The sequence below is a fragment of the Streptomyces tendae genome (genome assembly GCF_014650435.1).
GTDB classification, from domain to species: domain Bacteria; phylum Actinomycetota; class Actinomycetes; order Streptomycetales; family Streptomycetaceae; genus Streptomyces; species Streptomyces tendae.
Genome location: NZ_BMUY01000001.1, coordinates 329,613 through 354,763, shown reverse-complemented (window position 1 = coordinate 354,763; position 25,151 = coordinate 329,613). Strand labels below are relative to the sequence as shown.

Below are 25,151 nucleotides of genomic sequence, written 5' to 3'. Positions count from 1 at the left end.
TCCAGCTCGAGTCCCCGTCGTCGCCCGTCGCACCGGTCACCGCCGCACCCGCCCGTCCCCGACTCGTCCGCATCCCCGTGGCGTTCACGCCGACACCTCCCGGCAGGCCCGGTAGAAGTCCTGCCAGCCGTCCCGCTCGCGCACGACCGTCTCCAGGTACTCCTGCCAGACGACGCGGTCGGTGCCCGGGTCGCGGACCACCGCGCCGAGGACGCCCGCGGCGACGTCGCCGGGCCGCAGCACTCCGTCGCCGAAGTGGGCGGACAGCGCGAGGCCACCGGTGACGACCGAGATGGCCTCGGCCGTGGACAGCGTGCCGCTGGGCGACTTGACCTTCGTACGACCGTCGCTCGTCAGCCCGTCCCGCAGCTCGCGGAAGACGGTGACGACCCGTCGGATCTCGTCGGTGCCGTCGGGCGCCGACGGCAGGTCGAGGGAGCGGCCGATCTGGTCGACCCGGCGCGTGACGATGTCGACCTCGGCCTCGGCGCTGGCCGGCAGCGGCAGCACGACCGTGTTGAAACGCCGGCGCAGGGCGCTGGAGAGGTCGTTGACCCCGCGGTCGCGGTCGTTGGCGGTGGCGATCAGGTTGAAGCCGCGCACCGCCTGCACTTCCTGGCCCAGCTCCGGTATCGGCAGGGTCTTCTCCGACAGGATCGTGATCAGCGTGTCCTGCACATCGGCCGGGATGCGGGTCAGCTCCTCCACGCGGACGGTCGTGCCCTCCGTCATCGCCCTCATGACCGGGCTGGGCACCAGGGCGTCCCGGCTGGGGCCGTGGGCGAGGAGCTGCGCGTAGTTCCAGCCGTAGCGGATCGCTTCCTCGGGGGTGCCGGCCGTCCCCTGCACGAGCAGGGTCGAGTCGCCGCTGACGGCCGCGGCGAGGTGCTCGGACACCCAGGTCTTCGCGGTGCCGGGCACGCCGAGCAGGAGCAGGGCGCGGTCGGTGGCGAGCGTGGTGACGGCGACCTCGACGAGGCGGCGCGGGCCCACGTACTTCGGGGTGATCACCGTGCCGTCGGGCAGGGTGCCGCCGAGCAGGTAGGTGGCGACGGCCCACGGCGACAGCTTCCAGCGGGCCGGGCGCGGGCGGTCGTCCCGTGCGGCCAGCGCGGCCAGTTCGGCCGCGAACGCGTCCTCGGCGTGCGGCCGCAGCACCTCGGCCGCCGACGTCTGTTCTCCGAATGCGGGCATGGCTGATTCCCCCTCCAGCTAGGCCGGTCCGAACTGTCATCCACGGTGCACCACGCCACTGACAATCACTCTGACCTGCACAAATGCCGTCGCCGAGGTCGTTGTCAGTGGGGGGATCTACCTTCGATGGCATGGCTCGGCACGGGGTGGGCCGGGGCGGGGACTTGGCGACGAGGGGGACGGTGTGAGGGCTGTTCGAGAGCCGGGTGGCGAGGGTGGGCGCGAGCGCGCGGTGGAGCGGACCGCGGGCCCGTCCGCCCCCGCGACCGCGCCCGGTGACCCGGAGGCGGCACGGCGCCGGGCGGAGCGGCGGGCGGAGCGCATCACCGCGGGCGCCACGGAGCTGGAGCAGCGGCTCGCGGACCTCCTGCGCGCCGGTCTGGCCGGCGCCGAGCAGACGGGCGGCGGGCCGTGGGAGGAGACGGCGGCCCGCATGGTCGACGCCCAGGCGCCCGGTCTGGCCTCGCGCGTGCGGGAGTTGGCCGCCATACCCTCGTCGGGTCCCGGCTGGCCGGTGCGGCTGCTGGAGGAGTGTGCGCTGCTCCACTTGCTCGACCGGGGCTGGTTGCACCGCGAGCGGCTGCCGGACTCCCTGGCGGCGACGGTCCGTTCACGCGTGGGTCTGTCCACCTCCGCGGACGGCCCGCCGGTGCGGGACCACTGGCTGGTCCTCGCCCAGTACGACACCGCGGACGCCCGGCTGACGACCCGTCGCGTCTGGTTGTACGGCGCGGAGACGGACCGCACGGTGCTCCTCCTCTCCTACGGCGCCGCGGGGCGGCCACCGGAGCTTGCGCTGCCGGTGGGGCTGGCCCTGGAGGCGGAGGTCTCCGCGTATCCGGACGCGGGCCGACGGCGAGTGGCCCTCGGCCGGAGGTTCGCCCCGCCCGAGCCGACCCGGGCCCGTCCGAGGGGGGTGACGACCTCGCGGGCGACCGTCCGGTACGGCGAGGCCCTCCGTGACGATCCGTGGCTGGACTCGGTGCCGGTGGTCCTGGATCGGGTCGTCCCCGTACCGGACGGCGACGGCTGGCAGCTGGCGGACGCCGACGGGGACACGGCGCTGCCGCTCGCCCGGACCACTGGCGGCCAACCGGGCCTGTGGCGGCTGGTCGCGCTGTCGGGCGGTGCGCCCGTCACGGTCTTCGGCGAGTGCGGGCACCGCGGTTTCGCGCCGCTGACGGCCTGGCCGGCCGGACGGGGTACGGCGGTGCCGCTGTGCTGACCCGTCCCATGGGATTGGAACCGGAGGGGAACGACATGACCAGGACGCCCGCTCCCACGGACACGTCCGCACCGACGCCGACCACCGTGCCGTGGCCGTCCGTGGTCCCCACGGGCTCCCCACCGACCGACGCGACCGCACCCCCCGCACAGCCCCGCGCGGACACCGGCACCGGGGCCGGCACCGGTCCCGAGTCCGACGCGGACACCGCCGACTCCCCGCCGGGGGCCGACGCCGTCGCAGGCGCGGGGACCGGCGCACAGTGGGCTCCCCCGGCGGAGGCCGGCGCCCAGCCGGTTCCGGGCCGCCCGCCCGCGGCTTCTGGCGCGCGCACGTCGGGGTCCGGGCCCGGCGGTGTGTGGGAGGAGCTGGTCACCTCGGCGCTGCTGGGCACGGACCGGCGTACGCCACCGGGCGGCGAGCGCGGTCCGGGGGCGGCGGCCGTGTTGCTGGACGCGGTCGCGGCGGAGACCGTACGCCGTCGCGCAGGACTCCGACCGGCCCGCGCGGCCGGTCGCCCCGACCCCGCACCCGAGGACCCCCGCCCGCCGCTGCCAGAGGCGGCGGCCCGTCGGCTCACGATGCTGCTCACCGACCGCCCCGGCACTGCGGGCGGCGGCCGCAGGGGCAGCGCGCCCGATCTGATGGAGCTGCTGCCACAGTGGCTGGCGACGGCGAACGCCCGCGGTTTCGCGGCACCGCCCCAGACGCTTCCGGCGCTGCTGGACGCGGCGCGGGGGCGTACGGACCTGCGGCCGGCGGCGTTGAAGTTCGCGGGTCCGCGGGCCCTGTGGCTGGCCCGGTTGAACCCGGACTGGCGGTTCGCCCTGCGCGCGACGCCCGGCGGTGGGGCCGCGCCGCCGGGCTCCGGTGCCATGGAGCGGGCGCGGAGGCTCTGGGCGGAGGGCCTGTTCGCCGAACGGGTCGCTCTCCTGGCGGCCCTGCGCGCCCGCGATGCCGTCGGCGCACGCGAGCTGCTGGCGTCGACCTGGGCGACGGAACGGGCCGAGGACCGGTTGATGTTCCTCGACTCGCTGCGGACGGGGCTCGAGGCTGCGGACGAGCCCTTCCTGGAGCAGGCCTTGGCCGACCGCAGCCGCAACGTACGGGCCACGGCGGCGGAGTTGCTGTCGGCGCTGCCGCGGTCGGCGCTGGCCGCCCGGATGGCGGCGCGGGCCGCGACGTGCGTGTCGCTGGACCGCACCCGCACCCCGCCGGCGATCGTCGTCGAGGCACCGCACGAGTGCGACGCGGGCATGGAGCGGGACGGCGTGGTGACCAAGCCGCCCGCCGGGCGCGGGGAACGGTCGTGGTGGTTCGGCCAGTTGGTGGAGGCCGCCCCGCTGGCCACCTGGCCGGCCCGCCTCGCGGGTCGTACGGCCGAGGAGATCGTCGCCCTGCCGGTGTCGGACGGCTGGCAGGGCGAGCTGCACGCCGCGTGGTGCCGAGCCGCGGTACGACAGCGCGACGGCGTGTGGGCGAGGGCGCTGCTGGGCGCGCCCACGGCGCCCGACGCGGGCGGTCCGGGCGCGGTGTCCCTGGCCGAGCGGGCCAAGCTGCTCGGCACGCTGGGCGCCGCCGAACGCGCCGAGTGGGTCGCCGGGTTCATCGCGACGCACGGGCTGTCCGAGGCGTTCCAGCTGCTCGGCATGTGCGGCGTGCCGTGGGCGACGCCGCTCGGCCGGGCGGTGGTCGACGCGCTCAACATCGCCCGGGACGCCGGGAGCTACCCGTGGAGCTTCAGCGGCGTCATGGGGCTCGCCGAACGCTGCCTCGACCCCTCGGAGGCGGGCCGCCTCGACGGCCTGCTGGCGATACCCGACGAGCCGGAGGACGCGTCGCCGGGGGCCGGCGGGTACTGGGCGGAGGCCTTCCAGCGGCTCGTCACGACGTTGCGTCTGCGGGCGGCGATGGCCGAGGAACTCCGGGCGGGGTCGTGAGGCACCGCCCCGTGACGCACGCCCCGCGAGGCAACACCCCGTGGCCCGCCGCCCGCGCACACCGCGGTCCGAGGCGCGCCCGGTGGACGCCCGCGCGTGCCCCGCACCGGCGAAGCAGTCGGCCTCCACCGCCTGACAGACGGACGGACCTGACGAACGGGCCGGCCTTAGGCCCCCGCGGGCTCCCGCACGTTCGCCCGCACCCAGTCCACGATGGACGCCGTGGTGGCACCGGGCGTGAAGATCTCCGCGACGCCCTTCTCCTTCAGCGGGGCGATGTCGGCCTCGGGGATGATCCCGCCGCCGAAGACCAGGATGTCCGCCGCGTCCCGCTCCCGGAGCAACTCGATCACGGCGGCGAAGAGCGTGTTGTGCGCACCGGAGAGGATGGACAGCCCGATCGCGTCGGCGTCCTCCTGGATCGCGGTGTCGACGATCTGCTCGGGCGTCTGGTGGAGCCCGGTGTAGATGACCTCCATACCGGCGTCGCGCAGGGCCCGCGCGATCACCTTGGCCCCGCGATCGTGGCCGTCGAGCCCCGGCTTGGCCACCACCACGCGGATCGGACCGGCTGCCACACCCATCACTGCCTCCATGAAGCGACTACATCCATCCGTACGACAAGTACCGCACACTCCACGTCCTCGCGGCACGCGAACCCCGCACCACTGTGTCCGGGGGAAGTGAACGAACGTTATCGCCAGCATCCCGCAACCGGCAGTTTCGCGGTGGATACAGAGGGGGAAATCACACGGTGGGACATGTTCGCCGCGCACCGCTCCAGGGCGCGGCGGCTATACGCGCACGGAGAGCCGCAGCGGGGGCAGCACAGGTCGGCAGCGAGCCCCGTCGCCGTTTCACCGACACCACCGGCCTCACAAGGCCCACAGGGCTCTGATACGGCGTGCCGACACACGGGTAGACATAGAGAACACAAAGAACACAAACCCCGCAAACAGCACCAAACACTGGTGTCACGGCGCTCCACGAGGGCACACGGGGGACAGAGGCGTCCCTGCGCGTGCCGACAGGAGGACGGCCCATGAAGGTCACCACGGCAGCACTGCCCCTTCTCCCGCTCTTCCAGCGTCTCCTGCCCGGACTTCCGGGGCTCCCCGGACTTCCCGGCCTCCCCGCGGTCCCCGGCCTGCCGGACCTGGCAAGCCTTCCGGGCCGACTGACCGGTCTCTCGCTGACCCTCCTGAAGGCAAGCGCCCTGGAGGCCGCGATCCTCGCCGGACACCTCCTCCTCTACCCCTCGGGGATCATCCAGGAGCGGCGCCCGATCCAGACCCTCCGGCCGACGGACACCCATGACGCCCAGAACGCCCAGGATCCGCAGCCGTCCCCTCCGCCGCCCAGGCTCCCGGCCCCGGTGAGCCCGCCGGTCGTACTGCTGCACGGCTTCATCGACAACCGCTCGGTCTTCCTGTTGTTGCGCCGCAGCCTGACCCAGCACGGCAGGCACGAGATCGAGTCGCTGAACTACTCCCCCCTGACCTGCGACATCCGCACCGCGGCCGAGCTGCTCGGCCGGCACATCGAGGAGATCTGCGAGCGGACGGGCAGCGAGCGGGTCGACGTCGTCGGGCACAGCCTCGGCGGGCTGATCGCGCGCTACTACGTGCAGCGCCTCGGCGGCGACCTCCGCGTCCGCACCCTGGTGACGCTCGGCACCCCGCACGCAGGTACCAAGGTGGTACCGCTGGCGAACGCGCACCCGATCGTGCGCCAGATGCGCCCCGGCTCGGCGGTGATCGAGGAGCTGACCCGGCCGGCACCCGGCTGCCGTACGCGGTTCGTCAGCTTCTGGAGCGACCTGGACCGGGTGATGGACCCGCTGGAGACGGCCTGCCTGGACCACCCCGACCTGAGCGTGCAGAACGTACGGGTGAGTGGCATCGGCCACCTCGCGCTGCCCGTGCATCCCACCGTGGCCACGGGGATTCGGCAGGCACTCGACACGGCCGGACCGGAAACAGGCGTCGAAACAGACACGGACACGGGCAAACACCATGGCGGGCTGACCGTCGCCTGAGACCGGAGCAACCCGTTCGGACTCGAACAACTCTCGAACACAAAGCCAAACTCGTGCCCGCCGTCCCCCAAATCACGGCCGATTGCCCGTTTCCTTCGCTCGCGAAACCTGACGAAGATTGTCGTGCCCGTATACCGCCGGGTACAGTCGCCGCACTGCTCTGGCAGCCCCTGTTGTCGAGGCGAAAGAGAAGTTGGTGAACGACCGTCACCCGTCGGGGACAAGTACCACCCCGACTCCGGCTTCCGACGCCGCTTCGGCGCAGTACGCGTCGTACGGCACGGGGGAGGCCCAGTACGGCGACCTCACCACGTACGGCGGCTACGCCTCCACCGGTTTTTCCACCGGCACCGCCGACACCTCGGCCTTCGACGCGGACCCCCTCTTCGGCAGCATGCCGGGCCACTACACCGGCACCCACGAGACGACGGGTGCGTACGACACCACCCAGTGGTCCACCGGCGGCGAGCAGCCCCTGCACTACGACGCGTACGCGGCCCAGCACCACGCCGCCTACGACACCGGCGCCTACGACACGACGACGTGGACATCCGGATACCAGCAGCACGAGGCCGTACCGCCGCACGGCGCGGGCACCGAGGCCACCGGGCAGTGGGACACCGGCGCCTGGAGCCACCCGGACCAGTCCGGCGCTCCGGCCGACGCGACCCAGCAGTGGGGCTGGGGCACGCAGACCTTCGACACCGGCGCCCACGAGACGAGTACCTTCGCGACCGGCACCTTCCACACCGGCGCGTTCGCGGGCGGCCCCGTGGACACCGGCGCCTACGACGCCACGCAGTGGAACGCGGGCCCCGCGGCCACCGACGCGGTCGAGGACCCGGCCCGCCCGGCCGAGCACCCCGCACCCGCACCCGCACCCACGCCGGACGACGCCACGCCCGTCGACCACGGCATCGAACCCGCCCCGTACGACGGCGAGTTGGCCGCCACCGGCGAACTGCCCACCGTGACCGCCCTGCTGGACGACCAGGAAGAGGTCACGCCGGCCGCTCGGATCCCGGCCGCCCGCACCGGCTCGCGCGCCGGAGCGCGTTCCCGTCGCCGCCAGCCCGCCAAGCGCTCCGCGCTGCTGACCATCGCCGTGCCGTCGGCCTGTGTGATGAGCGTCGCCGGTATCGCGGCCGCGTCCGTCGGCAGCCTGACCGGCGACGAGGGTGCGGACGCCGCGGCGTCCGCGCCGGACCCCGGCAACGCGAAGGCCGCGCCGGTGAAACCGTCCGCCGCCAACAACAAGCTGGACACCCAGCTCACCAGCCTGGCCGCCGGAGCCGACGACTTCGCCGACCGGGCCAGCCGGACGCAGGAGCGCATCGACCTCAAGGCCCAGCAGGACGCCGAGAAGAGGCGGGCGGCGGAAGAGGCGGCCCGCAAGGAACGGCTGCGCCCCAAGTTCGCGCTCCCGGTGGAGCAGCACGGCCTCAGCGCGTACTACGGTCAGGCCGGCATCAACTGGATGTCCGTCCACACCGGCATCGACTTCCCCGTGTCGTACGGGACGAAGGTGATGGCGGCGACCGACGGCACCGTGCGGACGCAGTACAACAGCGCCTACGGCAACATGATGATCGTGACCGCGAAGGACGGCACGGAGACCTGGTACTGCCACCTCTCCAGCTACCAGGTCCCCTCCGGTACGACCGTGAAGGCGGGCGACGCGATCGCGTTCTCCGGCAACTCGGGCAACTCGACCGGCCCGCACCTGCACTTCGAGGTGCGCCCGGCGGGCGGCTCGTCGATCGACCCGCTGCCGTGGCTGCGCAGCCACGGCATCAGCCCGACGTGACGCCGTAACGTCTCAGCAGACCGAGCCGGGCCGGGCCCGGGCCGATACCCCAGACCCGCCACCCGCGCCACGCCGCTAGAGCTTCTCCACCGGCGCGTACCGCAGCAGCAGCCGCTTCGGCTTGGTGTCCCCGAAGTCGATCGTCGCCTCGGCGTTCGATCCGGTGCCCTTGACCCCGACCACCGTGCCGAGTCCGAACTGGTCGTGCGTGACGCGGTCGCCGACCGCCAGCGAGACCGTCGGCTGCTCGGCGCCGGCCGACCTGCGGGTGGCGAAGCCGGACGCGCCCGACGCCGACGAGCGGGAACGGGACGAGGACAGCGAGGCCGCCACGCCCGAGACCGGCGCGGAGGGCGCGGGACCGTTCGCCCCGGTGCGCTTCCACTCCAGGTGGGGGGCCGGGATCTCCTCCAGGAACCGGGAGGGCGGGTTGTACGACGGCTGGCCCCAGGCGCTGCGCAGCGTCGACCGGGTCAGGTACAGCCGCTCACGCGCGCGCGTGATCCCCACGTAGGCGAGGCGCCGTTCCTCCTCCAGCTCCTTGGCCTGGCCGAGGGCGCGCATGTGCGGGAAGACGCCGTCCTCCATGCCGGTGAGGAAGACGACCGGGAACTCCAGGCCCTTGGCGGTGTGCAGGGTCATCAGGGTGACGACGCCGTCGCCGTCCTCCTCGTCCGGAATCTGGTCCGAGTCGGCGACGAGCGCGACCTTCTCCAGGAAGTCGGCCAGCGTTCCGGCCTCTTCGCCCTCGGCCCGCTCCTGCTCGAACTCCAGGGCGACGGCCGCGAGTTCCTGGAGGTTCTCGATGCGGGTCTCGTCCTGCGGGTCGGTGGAAGCCTGCAACTCGGCGAGGTACCCGGTGCGTTCGAGGATGGCCTCCAGCACGGTCGCCGGTCCGGCGCCGGACTCGACGATCGTACGAAGGTCCTCCATGAGCGTGTTGAACCGCTTGACGGCGTTCGCCGAACGCGCGGCCATGCCGTACGCCTCGTCGACGCGCCGCAGCGCCTGCGGGAAGCTGATCTTCTCGCGCTGGGACAGGGCGTCGATCATCGCCTCGGCGCGGTCGCCGATGCCGCGCTTGGGGACGTTGAGGATGCGGCGCAGCGGTACCGAGTCCTCCGGGTTGGCCAGCACCCGCAGGTAGGCCAGGACGTCCCGGACCTCCTTGCGCTCGTAGAAGCGGACACCGCCGACGACCTTGTAGGGCAGGCCGGTGCGGATGAAGACCTCTTCGAAGACACGGGACTGCGCGTTGGTCCGGTAGAAGACCGCGACGTCGCCGGCCTTGGCCTCACCCGCGTCGGTGAGGCGGTCTATCTCGTCGGCGACGAACTGCGCCTCGTCGTGCTCGGTGTCGGCGACGTACCCGGTGATCTGCGCGCCGCTGCCCTGGTTGGTCCACAGGTTCTTGGGGCGGCGGGACTCGTTGCGCTCGATGACCGCGTTGGCGGCACTGAGGATGGTCTGCGTGGAGCGGTAGTTCTGCTCGAGCAGGATCGTCGTCGCGTCCGGGTAGTCCTCCTCGAACTGGAGGATGTTGCGGATGGTGGCGCCGCGGAAGGCGTAGATCGACTGGTCGGCGTCGCCCACCACGCACAGCTCGGCGGGCGGCACCTCGGCCTCGGGCGGCACGTCGACGGGGTGCTCCGAGGGGACGCCGACCAGCTCGCGCACCAGGGCGTACTGGGCGTGGTTGGTGTCCTGGTACTCGTCGACCAGGACGTGCCGGAAGCGGCGGCGGTAGTGCTCGGCGACGTCCGGGAAGGCGCGCAGCAGGTTGACCGTCGTCATGATCAGGTCGTCGAAGTCGAGGGCGTTGGCCTCGCGCAGCCGCGACTGGTACATGGCGTATGCCTGGGCGAGGGTCTTCTCGAAGCCGTCGGCGGCCTGGGCGGCGAAGTCCTCCTCGTCGATCAGCTCGTTCTTCAGGTTGCTGATCTTCGCGCTGAAGGACTTCGGCGGGAAGCGCTTGGGATCCAGGTCCAGATCGCGGCAGACCAGCGCCATGAGCCGCTTGGAGTCGGCGGCGTCGTAGATCGAGAACGACGAGGTGAAGCCGAGCTTCTTCGACTCGCGGCGCAGGATGCGCACGCACGCGCTGTGGAAGGTCATCACCCACATCGCGTTGGCGCGCGGCCCGACGAGCTGCTCCACGCGCTCCTTCATCTCGCCCGCGGCCTTGTTGGTGAAGGTGATCGCGAGGATCTGTCCGGGGTGGACGTGCCGCTCGGCCAGCAGGTGGGCGATGCGGTGGGTGAGGACGCGGGTCTTGCCGGAGCCGGCACCGGCCACGATGAGCAGCGGGGAGCCGGAGTGGACGACGGCGGCCCTCTGGTTGTCGTTCAGCCCATCCAGGAGCGCCGCGGCGTCCAGGGCGGGGCGCGGGGCGCCGTCCCGGTAGTGGGTGTCCCGCTCCGGGGGCGCGTCGAACTTCCCGCCGAACAGATCGTGCGGAACCGGCTCCGGTCCGTGATCGTCCTCGGGCGGCGGCGGGGGTTCCTCCTCGTGACCCCGGGGGGTCTGGAGGCTCGCCAGGAAGCTGTCGTCAAAGAGGCTGCTCATCGCTCTCCGAGTCTAGGGCGCCCCACCGACAACCCGGTGCCACCCCGGAAAATGCCCACCACCCCGGGCGCGGACACGCCCTGCGACCAGCGGAACCACGAAGAGTGACGCCCGTGACCGCCCCGAAGGCACCCGAACAGAAGGTCACGAAAATGTATCGGGCATATCACCCACCAACCTTCACAGCGGCCACACGAGTTGGCTACGGTGCGGGACAGGCCGCTCGACCCCCTCCGGCGAACCTCGCCGGGCCGCGCGGCCTCCGCCGAGTCCGGTACGCCGCACGGCAGCCGGAGCCGGGGACCCAACCGAGAACTTTGGGGTGAATCGGCGACACCGCCCTCCATGAGGGACGGACTCGCCGTAGGGCAACCCTTCCGCATCACACCGCCCGAACCCGACAGCTAACCCGGTAGGCGGAGCACTGGAAGGAGTCGCCTCCTTGGCGTCGCACCGCAAGTCGCGTCCCACCGGTACCCGCGTCGCGGGCATACGGACCCCGGCCCTCGCCACCGCGGCCCTCACCTCCGTCGCCCTGCTGTCCCAGACGGCGAACGCCACGCCGTCGGACGACCGGCCGACCCTCGAAGAGGTCGAGAAGAAGGTCGACGACCTCTACCGCCAGGCCGGGTCGGCGACCGAGAAGTACAACGCGGCCAAGGAGAAGACCACCAAGCAGCGCAAGAAGGTCGACACCCTCCTCGACGACGTCGCCCAGCGCACCCAGAAGCTCAACGACGCGCGCGAGGAGCTGGGTTCCTTCGCCTCCGCCCAGTACCGCACGGGCGCCTCGGTCCCGGAGACCGCGACGCTGCTGCTCGCGGACTCGCCGCAGGACTACTTCGACCAGAACCAGCTGATGAACCGGCTCACCGGCCGGCAGAAGACCGCCGTCGACGACTACGTCACGCAGCAGTCCGAGACGATGAAGAAGCGTCGGGAGGCCACCGAGAGCCTCGAGACGCTCACCGACTCGCAGAAGGACCTCAAGACGGCGAAGTCGACCGTCCAGAAGAAGCTCGCCACCGCGCGGGAGCTGCTCTCGGAGCTGACCGCCGAGGAGAAGGCCCGGCTGGCGGCGATCGAGAAGAAGAAGCAGCAGGAGGCCGCCCGCAGGGCCGCCGAGCTGGCGAAGCAGCAGGCGGCGCAGGAGGAGGCCGAGCGCGAGCGCCGGGAGGAGGCCGCCCGGCAGCAGGAGAGCGGCTCCGGGTCCTCGGGCACCTCCGACGGCACCGGTTCGTCGGACTCCGGCTCGTCGACACCGGGCACCTCGACCGGCACCAAGGCCGAGAAGGCGATCGCCTTCGCCCGCGCCCAGATCGGCAAGCCGTACGTCTGGGGCGCCACGGGCCCCGGCTCCTACGACTGCTCGGGCCTGACCCAGGCCGCCTGGAAGGCCGCGGGCGTGACACTGCCGCGCGTCACCTACGACCAGGTCAACGCCGGCACGACCGTCTCCGTCTCCCAGGCGCAACCCGGTGACCTGGTCTTCTTCTACGACGACATCAGCCACGTCGGCCTGTACATCGGCGACGGCATGATGATCCACGCCCCGAAGCCGGGGGCGTACGTCCGCGAGGAGTCGATCTTCTACGACGGCGAGTCGTCGATCTACAGCGTGGTGCGCCCGGCCTGATCGTCGAGGGTCTTTAGCATCGGGCCCATGTCATCGGCCACCCATCCCTCCGCGCTGCGTGCCTGGTGGGCGCAGCGTCCACCGGCGGCCGGGGCCGCGGTGATGGCGACCGGCATCGTGTCGGTCGCCCTGCATCTGACGGGCCGCGAGGTCCTGTCCCGGATCGCCCTCGTCCTGGCCTGCGCCGCCTGGCTGATACTGGCCGCGAACTTCGTCTACCTGCTGCTGGCCGACCACGCCCAGTGGGTGAAGCGGGCGGGGACGCCGGGGGCGCTCACCGCCGTCGCCGCGACGACCGTGCTCGGCACGCGTTTCTCGCTGCTCGGCTGGTCGCTCCTGGCGGCGGTGCTGCTGGCGCTGGCGGCCCTGCTGTGGCCGTGGCTGCTGCTCCTGGTGGTGCGGCACTGGGGGCGGCGGATGCCCGGGGCGGTGTTCCTGAGCTGTGTGGCCACGGAAGGGCTCGCCGTGCTGGCCGCCACACTGGCCGCGGCCACCTCCACGCCCTGGCTGGCGCACGCGGCGCTGGTGCCGTTCTGGCTGGGCATCGTGCTCTACCTGATCGCGCTGTTCCGCTTCGATCTGCGGCAGGTGGCCCGGGGCTCCGGGGACCACTGGGTGGCGGGCGGTGCGCTGGCCATCTCGGCCCTCGCCGGTGCCAAGCTGCTCGCGACGGCCGGGACCGGCATGTACCTGTGGAACGCCGACGACCAGGCCGTCCTGCACGACGTGACCGTCTTCCTGCTCACGCTCGACCTCGCCTGGTACGCCGTGCTCCTGGCGGCGGAGATCGCCTGGCCCCGCCTGCGCTACGACGTGCGCCGCTGGTCGACCGTCTTCCCGCTCGGCATGACGGCGGCGGCGACGCTGTCGGTGGCCGCCGTCGTCGACGTCCCGTGGCTGGACGGGCCCGGCCGGGCGCTGCTGTGGATCGCGGTGGCCGGGTGGCTGGCGGTCGCCACCGGCGCGGTCGTCCGGGCCCGGGACGGGCTGCGGTCCGCGGCAGCGGACCCCGGTACGGCCGTCAGGTCCACAGCACCGCGATGAAGACGTTCACCAGGGTCAGCCCGCCCACCAGTGCGAACAGCGGCTTCTCCACCTTCTCCTCGTCCCGCTTCACGTAGACCAGGCCGAGGATCACGATCAGTACGGCGAGCTTCACGCCGATCTTGACGTTGTCGACGGAGTAGTCCTGGGCCTGGTTGAGGCCGACCAGGACGGCGCCGGTGACCAGCATCGTCAGCGCGCCGTGCAGCATCGCGGGGGTGAACCGGGCCGCGCCCTGGCCCATCGCCTTCATCTGGGTCAGGAAGCCGCCCAGGAGCGAGGCGATACCGATGATGTGCAGGCCGACGAAGATGTGGATGAGTACGTCCATGGGGCCGGAGCCTAATGAGGGCCCCGGCACGCCCGGACACCGGCCTGCCCCGCCGCCCCCATAACAGCTCCCCTCCCCCACCCGCCTCCGATCCGGCACATCGGTCATCACCCTGCGTGAAGACGACGCGCCCCGGAGGCGTCGGCGGTCACTTGCGGTCGCCGTGCGATCCGGTGTCGCCACTTCCGCGCATCCCGTCACCGGACCGTTATCGACGCGCCTAGCGTCCTCGCTCAGGCAGCCGGAGCGGACCGGAGCCGACCCGGCGCGGGCCGGAGTCGAGTCGTACGGAAGGACGTGGATCGCAGGTGGGAACGCACCGCAGGCCGCGACAGCGCGCGACGGGCGGCGGCAGGGCCCGTACGGCGGCCACGATCACCCTCGCGGGTGCGGCCACCGCGACGGGCCTGGGCGGCGGGACCGGACACGCCGACCCGCAGCCGACGGCGGCACAGGTCAGGGCCAAGGTGGACAAGCTCTACCAGGAGGCCGAGGTGGCCACGGAGAAGTACAACGGCGCGAAGGAGAAGGCGGACGCCGCCGAACAGCGCCTGGAGGACCTGCGCGACGAGGCAGCCCGCAAGGAGGACCGGCTGAACTCGGCACGGGAGGCGCTGGGTTCGGTCGCGGCGGCGCAGTACCGCAGCGGCGGCCTCGACCCGGCCCTGCAACTCGCGCTCTCGTCCGACCCGGACCGGTATCTCGACGGCGCCGCGTTCGCCGAGCGCGCGGGCAGCCGGCAGCAGGCCGAGGTGGGCCGCGTACGCAAGGGGCTCCGGGAGATCGAGCAACTGCGCGGCGCCGCCCGCGTCGAGGTGTCCTCGCTGAAGTCGCGCCGGGCCGAGCTGAAACGTCACCGCGAGACCGTCACCGGCAAACTGGAATCGGCCCGCCGCCTGCTGTCCCGGCTGACCGCCGAGGAACGCGCCGACGTCGGCGACCGGGCCTCTCGCTCGGCGCCGGGACCCCGGGAGAGCCTGTCCGCCTCGGCCCAGGCCCCCAACTCCCGCGCGGCGGCGGCCGTCGCCTACGCCTACCAGAAGCTCGGCAGCCCCTATGTGTGGGGCGCGACCGGCCCGAACGCCTTCGACTGCTCGGGCCTCACCCAGGCCGCCTACCGCGCCGCCGGGGTCTCCCTCCCCCGCACGACCTACGCCCAGATCGACGCGGGCCGCCGCGTCCCGCGCTCCGAACTCGCCCCGGGCGACCTGGTCTTCTTCTACTCGGGCATCAGCCACGTCGGCATCTACGTCGGCAACGGGCAGATGATCCACGCCCCGAACCCGTCGGCCCCGGTCCGCGTCGCCCCGGTCGACGAGATGCCGTTCGCGGGGGCGACGCGGGTGGTGTGAGCCGCCGCACCGTGCCGGGCCGTCAGACCAGCCGGCGTGCCGTCGCCCACCGGGTCAGCTCGTGGCGGTTGGACAGCTGGAGCTTGCGCAGGACCGCCGAGACGTGGGACTCGACCGTCTTCACCGAGATGTAGAGCTGCTTGGCGATCTCCTTGTACGCGTAGCCGCGGGCGATCAGGCGCAGCACCTCGCGCTCGCGCTGGGTGAGCCGGTCGAGGTCCTCGTCGACCGGCGGCGCGTCCGTGGAGGCGAACGCGTCGAGGACGAAGCCGGCCAGGCGCGGGGAGAAGACGGCGTCGCCCTCCTGGACGCGGAAGACGGAGTTGACCAGGTCGGTGCCGGTGATGGTCTTGGTCACATAGCCCCGGGCGCCGCCGCGGATCACTCCGATCACGTCCTCCGCCGCGTCCGAGACGGACAGGGCGAGGAAGCGGACGGGCCGCTCGGCGTCGCTCATCAGGGGCGCGCAGCGGCGCAGCACCTCGACCCCGCCGCCGCCGGGGAGGTGGACGTCGAGGAGCACGACCTCGGGGCGGGTCGCGGTGATGACGGTGACGGCCTGGTCGACGTCGGCGGCCTCGCCCACGACCTCGACCCCGGTCTCGGCGGTCTGGCCGATCTCGGCCTGGACACCGGTGCGGAACATGCGGTGGTCGTCGACGAGCACCACGCGTACGTGGCGCTCCCCCGTGCCGCCACCGGTGGACTGCGCGGGCTCGGCCGTCTCGTCCGCTCCCGCCGTTCCCGCCGTTCCGTTCGCCTCGGTCGGGTCGCTCATGACGTCTTCTCCGCCCTCTCCATTTCCAGTTCGACCTCCGTGCCGCCGTCCGGCACCGCGCGCAGCCGCGCCGTGCCGCCGTTGCGCTCCATGCGGCCGATGATCGATTCTCTGACGCCCATGCGGTCGGCGGGTATCGAGTCGAGGTCGAAGCCGGGGCCGCGGTCCCGGACGGACACGAAGACCGTCCTGCCCTCGACTTCGGCGTAGACCTGTACGGCGCCGCCCTCGCCACCGTACTTGGCGGCGTTCACCATCGCTTCGCGCGCGGCCTGCATCTGCGCGCTGATCCGCTCGTCGAGGGGGCAGTCGCCGACGACCACCACCTCCAGCGGGACGCCGTGCTTGTCCTCGACCTCCGCCGCGTTGCGCTTCACGGCCTCGGCGAGGGTGGTGGGCTCGTCGTCCTCGTCCTTGCCGTTGCCCTCCGGTTTGTAGAGCCAGGCGCGCAGGTCCCGCTCCTGGGCCCGGGCCAGACGGCGTACCTCGCCCGCGTTCTCCGCGTTGCGCTGGATCAGGGTCAGGGTGTGCAGCACCGAGTCGTGGACGTGGGCGGCGACCTCGGCGCGCTCCTGGGCGCGGATGCGCATCAGCCGCTCCTCGGAGAGGTCCTGCGTCATCCGCACCAGGTAGGGGCCGGCGAGGAGGGTGATGCCGACGAGGACGGCGAGGGCCGCCTGGAGGACGGAGCCGAGGTGGGCCGCGGAGCCCTGGAGGACGAAGATGCCGGTGACCCCGGCCGTCACCAGCAGGACGCCCGCCACCGAGCGCAGCAGGGTGACCGTGCGGCGGTGGCGTCCCACCTCGGCCCAGCGGGCCCGGCGCGCGTTGTCCGCCTGGCGCCAGACGAGGGCGACGCCGGCGCCGACGAGCACGGTCGGCCACAGGTATGCCTTGGCTCCGCCGCCGAGGTCGACGTTGCCCACGAAGACCAGGGCCACGACGACCATGAGGAGCAGGGCGACCAGCTGCCCCTTGTCCGGCTTGCGGGCCACGAGTCTGCGGCGGCCGTCCGGCCCGGTCTCGGAGGTGACGAGCGACGGCGGCTTCTGCGCCTCCACCCCGCCGACGCCCAGCGGCACGAAGAACCAGAAGGCCGCGTACAGCAGGGCGCCCAGGCCGTCGGCCATGAACAGGCCGACGAAGGCGAACCGCACCCAGATGACGGGCAGCCCGAGATGTCCGGCGAGCCCCCGCGCCACCCCGCCGAGCCAGCGTCCGTCGCTGCTTCGGTAGAGCTTGCGCGGCGGCCGCGGTTCGACGACGGGTGCTGCTGCGGCTTCCGGCATGACACCGATGGTCACACGGGTGCGGGAGCCGGAGCATCAGGGTCGTTCCCCCAATCACCCCTGATCTTCGGTCCGGGGAGGGCCGGGGTGGTCTCGAACGCTCCCCGGGCGGGGAGTCAGGGCCGATATCAGGGTCCGACCAGGGTCGAACCGGCTGCCGTCACGGCGCCGCGCCCGTCACCATGGACCCATGACAGATCACGAGCACGCCGCGACGGGTCCGGGACCCGGCTCCGGCCCGCGCCCCCCGCTGGGCGCCGGGCCGCGGGATGCCGCGCCCGCCGCGGATGCCGGTGCCGCCGACCCGGGTCCACCGGGCGGCCCGGGCGACGCGGGAGCCGTCGGCGGTGCGGACGCCCTCGGGCCGCCGCACCGGTTCCGGCGGGACCGGCGGCACAAGGCGCTCGCCGGAGTGTGCGCCGGCCTCGGCCGGCAGTGCGACCTGGACCCGGTGATCTTCCGGATCACGCTCGCGGTGCTCTCCGCGACCGGCGGCGTCGGTCTCCTCTTCTACGGCTTCGCCTGGCTCTTCGTCCCCTACGACGACGAGGAGGAGAACGAGGTGCGCAAGCTGCTGACCGGCCGGGTCGACGGCCAGGCGCTCGCGGGTGTGCTCTTCGCCCTGGTCGGCTGCGGGGTCTTCCTCACCATGCTGCGCAACGGCGGAGTGCTGACCTTCGCCGTCGTCCTCTCCCTGCTCCTCGCGGGCGCCGGGTACTGGTCGCGGCACCGCAGGGCCCCCGAACCCGACCCGCTGTCGGCCCAGGCCGTCGCCGACGCCCCGCCGGAGGCCAAGGCGCCGCCGATCATGTACACCTGGCCCTCCTGGTGGCGCGACCCGATCGTCAAGGACGGCACCCATGACGGCGGGACGGGCTACATGTGGGGCCCGCCGGACTCCGCGGAGCGTGACATCGCGGCGGCCGTCAACATCGGCCGCGGAATCCCGGGGCGTGGCGACCGCGTCCCCGCGGGCGACCGGCGCCCCTGGTCGCCCGAGACGCGCGGCCCCCGCGGCATCGGCGGCTGGGTGTTCCTGCTCGCCCTGCTGGCCGGCTTCCTCGGGACCCGGCTGACCTGGGACGACCACCCGCTGGGCACCAGTCTGCAGACCGGCCTGGCGTGCGCGCTCGCGGTCTTCGGCCTCGGTATCGCGGTCAGCGCCTTCCTCGGGCGTACGGGAGCCGGTTCGATCTTCCTGGCGGTCATCACGGCGGGCCTGCTGGCCGGATCTGCCGCCGTACCGGAGAACGTCGGGACGGAGTGGGTCCGGACGACCTGGAAGCCCGTGGTGGCGGCCGACGTGCGCGACCAGTACGAGGTCGGTGCGGGCAGCGGCACCCTGGACCTGTCCCGCCTCGACCTGGCCGAGGGGCAGACGGTGAGCACCCGGGCCGACGTGGGCCTGGGCCGAATACGGGTCGTCGTGCCGCAGGACGTGACCGTGCGGCTGAGCGTCGAGGTGGGGGTGGGCGACATCCAGCTGCCCGGCGACGACGAGAAGGACGTGGACGTGGCACCGGGCAAGCACAAGGAGATCACCCTGGCCCCGACCGGGGGCGGCGGGGACGCCGGCACGTTGGACCTCGACCTCCAGGTCGGCGTCGGTCAGGCGGAGGTGACCCGTGCTGCGTCATAGGTTCCAGCCGGGACGCCTGGTGGCCGGCCTCTTCCTGATGCTGGCAGGCGTCGTCTACGCCGGTGACGCGGGCGGCCTCTGGGAAACGCCGTGGTTCGCGGTGATCCCCGTCGTCTCGGGCGGGCTCGGCATCGCGGGCGCGGTCGGCGTCGTGGCCCGGGCCGCGCACCGACGCCGCGGGGAGCCCGGCGCGGCGACCCCGCACGAACCCCCGGCGGACCTCCCGCGCTGACGGCGCCGGACACCCCCTAGCGGTACCCGCCCGTCCGTCGCCTGCGCCGGGTGCGCAGTACGGCGTCCAGCGACAGCAGCGGGGCGCCCGCGAGGACGAGGGGGAGCCAGGCCATGAGGTAGGCGAGGTCGTTGCCGTAGTAGTAGGGATCGGAGGCCCAGCTCACGGTCAGCCACAGGCTGAGGGAGATCAGCGCGCCGCCCAGTGCCGCGAGGCGGGTGAGCAGCCCGAGCAGGGTGCCGATGCCGACGGCCAGTTCGCCCAGGGCGATGGCGTAGCCGAACCCGGCCGGGTTCTTCAGGGCGAGGTCGACCAGGGCGGGGACGGCCGAGGAGTCGCGGACGGTCCGCATCATGTCGCCGATGGATCCGGCGCCCGCGTCCTTCATGAAGGCGCTGTCGGTGAGCTTGTCCAGACCGGCGTAAATGAAGGTGACACCGAGGAAGATCCGCAGGGGAAGGAGGGCGTAGCGGGCGGCGTTGTCCCGCCAGTCTCCCCCGCCCTCGGGTGAGATGTGGACATCCGTCCGCATACCGTGAGTCATCACTGCCAGCCGCCTCTCGCCGCCCATGCCCAGACCCCCCACAGACCATACGTACGACACCCGGGCTCCGCTCAACCCTCGGCAACCGGTTTCTCGCCGCCGGGTTTCGCGCGAGGTGTCAGTCCGTCACGTCGATCGGGTACCGGTTGGTCTCCACGCCCGCGCCCGTGACCACCTGGACGTCCACCCGGCCCGGTTCCACGTCCGCCGGGACGGGGACCGTCAGCACGTCGTCCGTGGGGTTGCTGAAGCCGCCCGTCACCGGCACCAGGGGGACGTGGACGTGGACCGCGCCGATGCGGACGACCATGCGGGAGAGCCGGTCCGCCCGCTGGGCACCCGGCGGCACGAAGCCCGCGCCGCGGATCTCGATGTCGTCGCCGGTGCGGATCGGTGCGTCCAGGTCGCCGGCCTCCCGTGCCCGGACCACGGAGAGGATCACCGGCCGGCCGCCCTCGGCGTACTTCCCGGCCACGTAGGTCGCCGCCGAGACCAGCACGACCACCGCGAGACCCCAGGGCAGGTCGGGGAGTTGTTCCGGACGCCGGGCCAGCCGTACCGCCGCGAACACCAGCGCCACGCCGCTGATCACGACGTACTGGATGTCGGCGAACGTGCCGCGGCCCGCGTCGTCCGTCAGCAGGTCCGAGGCGCGCGGCCGGTCGGCCCGTACCTTCTGCAGCCGCTGCCCCAGGACCCGCAGGCCGACCACCCGGCGCACCAGGACCGCGATCCCGCAGACCACCGCGAGCACGGTCACCGCGCCGGTGCCGCGGCCGAGTTCGAGCCCGGAGATCAGCGCGTCCCGCCGGTCGGGTCCGGAGGCGACGGCCAGTTGCCCGGCGAGCACCAGGACGGCGTAGGCGACGAGGAGGACCCAGGCCGCCGCCACGGCACGGGAGGTGGACAGGCGGTTGTCCTCACCGATGACCGGTGCCAGCGCCCCGCCCCTGGCCCGGTGGAACCAGGACGCGGCCGTCAGCGCACCGGCCACCACCAGTGCCGCCGCGAGTCCGGCGGTGCGCGCCGCCGACCAGCCCGCGCCGACCGCGGTGAGCGACTGTCCCAGCAGCAGGAGGACGACCGCCGCCCACACGACGACCGTCGTACGCCGGCCCAGCGCGGCGAGCCACGCGTCGCCCTCGGCGCGGCCGCGTTCGGCGACGGCTTCCGCCGACTGGGTCAGCTCCTCCGAGACCCACTGCCGGGACGCGGAGGCCGAGTGGGCCACCGCGGCCGGCAGCCCCTGCCCGGCCGCGAACTCGTCCCGCCGCAGCAGGAACGCGGCGACCGCCCTGCGGTGCCCCTCGCGGGCCCCGTGCGGGCAGTCCCCGCAGGTGCAGCCACCGCCGTGCGCCGCCTCGTACGCGCCCCTGTCCGAGCCGCTCCCGCGTCTCGCCTCCTGCACCGCCACGCCCGACGCCCGCCTTCCCGCACCCGGTAAGTCCCTTGGAACGACAGCGAATTGTGCCGTACCCCGGCCCGTGTCCGCGCGCCGCCCCGGCTTACGTCTGCTCAGCGCGGGTGATGCGCGGACCGCCGTGTTGACGTCGCACCGGGTCGCCTGGGGTGCGGTCAGTCGAACAGGTCCGGTTCGCGGCGGGTGACCTCCTGCCACAGGGGCTGGTAGTTGATCCACGCCACCAGGTCGCCGCCGAGCTGTTCCCGGGTCGCCACGGCCTGCCGGTGGTCGATCCGCACCGGCCGCCCCGCCGCCTTGGCCAGCAACTGCACCTGGCAGGACCGCTCCAGCGACAGGAACCACCAGGCCGCCGCGTCCACCGAGTCGCCGACCGTCAGCAGCCCGTGGTTGCGCAGCACCAGCGCCTTGCCGGAGCCGAGCACCCGTGCGATGCGCCGCCCCTCCTCGGCGTCGACGGAGACCCCCGAGTAGGAGTCGTACAGGGCGTGGTCCTCGTAGAAGGCGCAGCTCTCCTGGGTGATCGGTTCGAGCAGCTCGCCGAGGGCCGACAGCGCGCGCCCGTGCACCGAGTGGCAGTGGGCGACCGCGACGACGTCCGGGCGGGCGGCGTGGACCTGGGAGTGCACGGTGAAGGCGGCCTGGTTCACGTGGTGACCGCCCTCCACCACCTGGCCCTCGGAGTTGACCAGCACCAGGTCGCTCACCGCGATGTGGGCGAAGGGCACGCCGAACGGGTTGACCCAGAAGCACTCGCTGTACTCGGGGTCACGGGCCGTGATGTGCCCGGAGACCCCGTCCTCGAACCCGTGCCGCCCGAAGAGGCGCAGCGCGCAGGCGAGCCGTTCCTTGCGGTGCCGGCGTTCGTCCTCGACCGAGTCGTGCCTGGGCGGCATGGCGAACCGCAGCCGGTCGGTGGGCAGCGGCGGGGGCTCGGTGGCCCCTGGCGTCCCGTGCATGTGTTCTCTGTCCTTCGGCGCCGGATGTGCCCTACGGGCCGGAAGTTACCGGCGGTGCGGCCGGGAGGACAGTTCCGGGACCAATAGGCGACAGAGGATGTCGGTTTTGGCGTTCACACTCGGTGCATGACTTCAGGCACCGCTGTGAACTGGGCCGGTTTCGCCGCCGCGGCACCCGCCCTGGCCGACACCGCCGAAGCGCGCTTCGGCGCGTACACGCACCACGTCCTCGCGACCCTCCGCAAGGACGGCTCGCCCCGCACCACCGGCCTGGAGGTGCGTTTCCTGCGCGGCGAGCTGTGGCTCGGCATGATGCCGGGCTCGCTGAAGGCCCTCGACCTGCGCCGCGACCCGCGCTTCGCGCTGCAGGCGAACCCGGGGGACGGCACCGGCATGGGAGGCGGGGACGTACGGATCGCCGGACGGGCGATCGAGGTCGAGGACCCCGCAACCAGAGCCGGATACGTCGAAGAGGTGGAACCGCCGGAGCCGTTCCACCTCTTCCGTACCGAGCTGACGGAGGTCGTGCGGACCTGCGTCGAGGACGACAAGTACCTCGTCGTCGAGATCTGGCAGCCCGGTCAGCCCGTGCGCACGATCAGGCGCACGTAGCGAGCGCCCTCCGGGGCTCCCGGGTCACTCCCACTCGATGGTCCCCGGCGGCTTCGAGGTCACGTCGAGGACGACGCGGTTGACGTCCTTGACCTCGTTGGTGATCCGGGTCGAGATCTTCGCCAGCACGTCGTACGGCAGCCGGGACCAGTCGGCGGTCATGGCGTCCTCGGACGAGACCGGCCGCAGGACGATCGGGTGGCCGTAGGTCCGGCCGTCGCCCTGGACGCCGACGGAGCGGACGTCCGCGAGGAGCACCACCGGGCACTGCCAGATGTCGCGGTCGAGGCCGGCCGCGGTCAGCTCCTCGCGGGCGATGGCGTCGGCCTCTCGCAGCAGGTCGAGCCGCTCCTTGGTGACCTCGCCGACGATCCGGATGCCGAGGCCCGGGCCCGGGAAGGGCTGGCGCTGGACGATCTCGTCCGGCAGGCCCAGCTCCTGGCCGACCATGCGGACCTCGTCCTTGAACAGCTGGCGCAGCGGTTCGACCAGCTCGAACTCGATGTCGTCGGGGAGGCCGCCCACGTTGTGGTGGGACTTGATGTTGGCGGTGCCGGTGCCGCCGCCGGACTCGACGACGTCCGGGTAGAGCGTGCCCTGCACCAGGAAGGCGACCTCGGGGCCGTCCTCCTGCATGATCTCCAGCTGCGCCTGCTCGAAGACCCGGATGAACTCGCGGCCGATGATCTTCCGCTTCTCCTCGGGGTCGGAGACCCCGGCCAGCGCCTTGAGGAAGCGCTCCTCGGCGTCCACGACCTTCAGCTGCACGCCGGTCGCGGCGACGAAGTCCTTCTCGACCTGCTCGGTCTCGCCCTTGCGCATCAGGCCGTGGTCGACGTAGACGCAGGTCAGCTGGGAGCCGATGGCCTTCTGGACGAGGGCGGCGGCGACCGCGGAGTCCACGCCGCCGGACAGCCCGCAGATGGCCCGCTTGTCGCCGACCTGCTCGCGGATGGCGGCGACCTGCTCCTCGATCACGTTGCCCGTGGTCCAGTCGGGGCTCAGGCCCGCGCCCCGGTACAGGAAGTGCTCCAGCACCTGCTGCCCGTGGGTGGAATGCATGACCTCGGGGTGGTACTGGACGCCGTAGAGCTTCTTCTCGTCGTTCTCGAAGGCGGCGACCGGGACGACGTCCGTGGAGCCGGTGACGGTGAAGCCCTCGGGGGCGGCGGAGCAGGCGTCGCCGTGCGACATCCACACCGACTGCTCGGCCGGGGTGCCCTCGAAGAGGGTGGAGGAGGGCTTGGAGACGGCCAGCTCGGTGCGGCCGTACTCGCGGGCGCCGGAGTTGTCGACGGTGCCGCCGAGGGTCTGCGCCATCAGCTGGAAGCCGTAGCACATGCCGAAGACGGGGACGCCGGCCTCGAACAGGGAGCGGTCGAGGGTCGGGGCGCCCGGCTCGTACACCGAGGAGGGTCCGCCCGAGAGGATGATGGCCGCCGGGTTCTTGGCGAGGATCTCCTCGACCGGCATGGAGCTCGGCACGATCTCGCTGTAGACCCGCGCCTCGCGGACACGACGGGCGATGAGCTGGGCGTACTGCGCGCCGAAGTCGACGACCAGGACGGTGTCGGGGGCGGCGGCAGCGGGAGTCGCTGATGACACGGGGTGCCTTCCGGCGGGTCGGGCGGGGGGCTTGTGCTCCCGATTCTACCGAGCTGGGAAGGTGACCCGGCCCCGCCGTCGGTCCCGGCCGTCGGCCCCGCCGCCTCCCCTCCCCGCTCCGCCCTCGGGTCTCACCATGCGAACCGGGTTGGACACCGACCGTCGCCGGGGCATACTTGGGCCCATGCTCAAGCACCAGGCGTTCCTGTTTACCTATGGCAACCGGCCCACCGGCTGCCATGGTCGTGCTGCTTGAGCAACTGACAAGCGACTTCCCAGGCGCCCCGGGCCGACAAGGTCCGGGGCGCCTGGCGTTTGCGGACCGTGCCGGTCCCGGGTGCCGCCACCCTTCGGCGAGGAGACACCGACATGACCGTCACCGCAGCAGACAAGACCGGCGCCCACACCCCCGAGGCCGCCGACGTGATCACCGGCGCCCGGGAGCGCATCGACGCCCTGGACGACCGGATCATCGGGCTGATCCAGGAACGGATGGCCGTCTCCGCCGTCATCCAGGAGGCGAGGATCACCTCCGGCGGCCGGCGGGTGAACCTCTCCCGCGAGATGGAGGTGCTCGACCACTACCGGCAGGCGCTGGGCAAGCCGGGCACGGCGCTGGCGATGACGATGCTGGAGCTGTGCCGCGGGCGGGTCTGAGGCCCGCGGCCCGACCGGGTCTCCTGTCCGCGGAGCGACCGGGTCGTATCTGAGTTCGGGCCGCTTCTCACCCGTACGGAGCGTGACCGGTGCGCGAGCGGCTTCGTTGGTCCCGGTGTCCGTGTCAGCCAGGGGCGGGCCCGAAAGAACCACGCGTGGCTCGCTGGAGCGATGAGACGTACGGCTGGCGCCGGACGTCGTGGGACCTCGCTCCAGGAAGTGACCGGACGGCAGGGGACAGCAGCCCGGTCACCCAAGAGAACGGCCGGCTCCGGGGACGCCCG

At 72.8% G+C, this 25,151-nt stretch carries 21 protein-coding genes and 1 riboswitch; of the genes, 11 read left to right on the top strand and 10 right to left on the bottom strand.

Translation table 11 applies throughout. The annotated features are described in order from the left end of the window. Positions 1-84: 84 nt before the first annotated feature. The gene (locus IE258_RS01705) at positions 85-1,194 is read right to left on the bottom strand and encodes an ATP-binding protein (protein ID WP_189737928.1); all 1,110 of its coding nucleotides are present in this window, start codon (positions 1,192-1,194) and stop codon (positions 85-87) included. Between the two features lie 184 nt (positions 1,195-1,378). Between IE258_RS01705 and IE258_RS01700 the strand changes: the two genes are divergently transcribed. Further along, on the top strand, positions 1,379-2,419 hold the full coding sequence (locus tag IE258_RS01700) for an SWIM zinc finger family protein (RefSeq protein ID WP_189737925.1): 1,041 nt from the start codon (positions 1,379-1,381) through the stop codon (positions 2,417-2,419). A 35-nt stretch (positions 2,420-2,454) separates the two neighbouring features. Further along, positions 2,455-4,359, top strand: coding sequence for a DUF5691 domain-containing protein (locus IE258_RS01695; protein ID WP_229891900.1), 1,905 nt, complete (start codon positions 2,455-2,457; stop codon positions 4,357-4,359). A gap of 167 nt (positions 4,360-4,526) precedes the next feature. Here IE258_RS01695 and icmB read toward each other — a convergent pair whose 3' ends face one another. Then, entirely contained in the window at positions 4,527-4,943 is a 417-nt protein-coding gene (gene icmB / locus IE258_RS01690; protein ID WP_003974171.1) for a coenzyme B12-dependent isobutyryl CoA mutase small subunit, read from the bottom strand. A gap of 458 nt (positions 4,944-5,401) precedes the next feature. On the opposite strand from icmB, the gene IE258_RS01685 reads away from it, so the two are divergent. Together IE258_RS01685 and IE258_RS01680 are read left to right on the top strand one after the other, a co-directional pair. Further along, positions 5,402-6,397: an esterase/lipase family protein gene (locus tag IE258_RS01685; RefSeq protein ID WP_189737922.1), complete on the top strand. Its 996-nt coding sequence runs from the start codon at positions 5,402-5,404 to the stop codon at positions 6,395-6,397. Positions 6,398-6,593: 196 nt separating this feature from the next. Then, positions 6,594-8,204 (top strand): M23 family metallopeptidase, encoded by a 1,611-nt coding sequence (locus IE258_RS01680; protein ID WP_189737919.1) that lies wholly within the window; start codon positions 6,594-6,596, stop codon positions 8,202-8,204. A 75-nt stretch (positions 8,205-8,279) separates the two neighbouring features. On the opposite strand, the gene pcrA is transcribed toward IE258_RS01680, so the two are convergent. Further along, positions 8,280-10,769 carry a DNA helicase PcrA gene (pcrA, locus tag IE258_RS01675; protein ID WP_189737914.1) on the bottom strand — a complete coding sequence of 830 codons (2,490 nt, stop codon included), beginning with the start codon at positions 10,767-10,769 and terminating at the stop codon, positions 8,280-8,282. A 253-nt stretch (positions 10,770-11,022) separates the two neighbouring features. Then, positions 11,023-11,205, top strand: a riboswitch (cyclic di-AMP (ydaO/yuaA leader). Between the two features lie 6 nt (positions 11,206-11,211). Here pcrA and IE258_RS01670 point away from each other — a divergent pair. Together IE258_RS01670 and IE258_RS01665 are read left to right on the top strand one after the other, a co-directional pair. Continuing rightward, on the top strand, positions 11,212-12,405 hold the full coding sequence (locus IE258_RS01670) for a C40 family peptidase (RefSeq protein WP_189737911.1): 1,194 nt from the start codon (positions 11,212-11,214) through the stop codon (positions 12,403-12,405). A gap of 27 nt (positions 12,406-12,432) precedes the next feature. After that, entirely contained in the window at positions 12,433-13,449 is a 1,017-nt protein-coding gene (locus IE258_RS01665) for a tellurite resistance/C4-dicarboxylate transporter family protein (protein ID WP_189737908.1), read from the top strand. Here the strand turns inward: IE258_RS01665 and IE258_RS01660 are convergent. Continuing rightward, positions 13,427-13,780 (bottom strand): hypothetical protein, encoded by a 354-nt coding sequence (locus IE258_RS01660; RefSeq protein ID WP_159323928.1) that lies wholly within the window; start codon positions 13,778-13,780, stop codon positions 13,427-13,429. The two genes, IE258_RS01665 and IE258_RS01660, sit on opposite strands and share 23 nt — an antisense overlap. Positions 13,781-14,088: 308 nt before the next feature. On the opposite strand from IE258_RS01660, the gene IE258_RS01655 reads away from it, so the two are divergent. Next, positions 14,089-15,132, top strand: coding sequence for a C40 family peptidase (locus tag IE258_RS01655; RefSeq protein WP_189737904.1), 1,044 nt, complete (start codon positions 14,089-14,091; stop codon positions 15,130-15,132). 22 nt (positions 15,133-15,154) lie between these two features. Here IE258_RS01655 and IE258_RS01650 read toward each other — a convergent pair whose 3' ends face one another. Beyond that, positions 15,155-15,910, bottom strand: a complete 756-nt coding sequence (locus IE258_RS01650) for a LuxR C-terminal-related transcriptional regulator (protein ID WP_189737901.1) — start codon at positions 15,908-15,910, stop codon at positions 15,155-15,157. Continuing rightward, positions 15,907-17,199 (bottom strand): ATP-binding protein, encoded by a 1,293-nt coding sequence (locus tag IE258_RS01645; protein WP_127894815.1) that lies wholly within the window; start codon positions 17,197-17,199, stop codon positions 15,907-15,909. Before IE258_RS01645 ends, IE258_RS01650 begins: the two co-directional genes overlap by 4 nt. A gap of 190 nt (positions 17,200-17,389) precedes the next feature. On the opposite strand from IE258_RS01645, the gene IE258_RS01640 reads away from it, so the two are divergent. Both IE258_RS01640 and IE258_RS01635 read left to right on the top strand, forming a co-directional pair. Continuing rightward, positions 17,390-18,838, top strand: coding sequence for a PspC domain-containing protein (locus IE258_RS01640; RefSeq protein WP_189737898.1), 1,449 nt, complete (start codon positions 17,390-17,392; stop codon positions 18,836-18,838). Then, complete coding sequence (locus IE258_RS01635; protein WP_189737896.1) at positions 18,825-19,070, top strand: hypothetical protein; 246 nt, start codon at positions 18,825-18,827, stop codon at positions 19,068-19,070. The genes IE258_RS01640 and IE258_RS01635 overlap by 14 nt, the downstream gene beginning before the upstream one ends. 16 nt (positions 19,071-19,086) lie before the next feature. Here the strand turns inward: IE258_RS01635 and IE258_RS01630 are convergent, their stop codons facing one another. The 3 genes from IE258_RS01630 to IE258_RS01620 form a co-directional block, all read right to left on the bottom strand. After that, complete coding sequence (locus IE258_RS01630) at positions 19,087-19,602, bottom strand: DoxX family membrane protein (RefSeq protein ID WP_159323922.1); 516 nt, start codon at positions 19,600-19,602, stop codon at positions 19,087-19,089. 130 nt (positions 19,603-19,732) lie between these two features. Next, complete coding sequence (locus IE258_RS01625) at positions 19,733-21,028, bottom strand: hypothetical protein (RefSeq protein ID WP_189737893.1); 1,296 nt, start codon at positions 21,026-21,028, stop codon at positions 19,733-19,735. Between the two features lie 161 nt (positions 21,029-21,189). Beyond that, a complete protein-coding gene (locus tag IE258_RS01620; protein ID WP_127895167.1) occupies positions 21,190-21,993 on the bottom strand; it encodes a class II aldolase/adducin family protein in 804 nt (267 codons plus the stop codon). A 126-nt stretch (positions 21,994-22,119) separates the two neighbouring features. Here IE258_RS01620 and IE258_RS01615 point away from each other — a divergent pair, with 126 nt between their 5' ends. Further along, a complete protein-coding gene (locus IE258_RS01615) occupies positions 22,120-22,605 on the top strand; it encodes a pyridoxamine 5'-phosphate oxidase family protein (RefSeq protein ID WP_189737890.1) in 486 nt (161 codons plus the stop codon). Positions 22,606-22,629: 24 nt separating this feature from the next. Here the strand turns inward: IE258_RS01615 and guaA are convergent, their stop codons facing one another. Further along, positions 22,630-24,210 carry a glutamine-hydrolyzing GMP synthase gene (gene guaA / locus IE258_RS01610; protein WP_052839803.1) on the bottom strand — a complete coding sequence of 527 codons (1,581 nt, stop codon included), beginning with the start codon at positions 24,208-24,210 and terminating at the stop codon, positions 22,630-22,632. A 369-nt stretch (positions 24,211-24,579) separates the two neighbouring features. Here guaA and IE258_RS01605 point away from each other — a divergent pair, with 369 nt between their 5' ends. After that, positions 24,580-24,867, top strand: a complete 288-nt coding sequence (locus IE258_RS01605) for a chorismate mutase (RefSeq protein ID WP_030145536.1) — start codon at positions 24,580-24,582, stop codon at positions 24,865-24,867. Positions 24,868-25,151 lie beyond the last annotated feature (284 nt).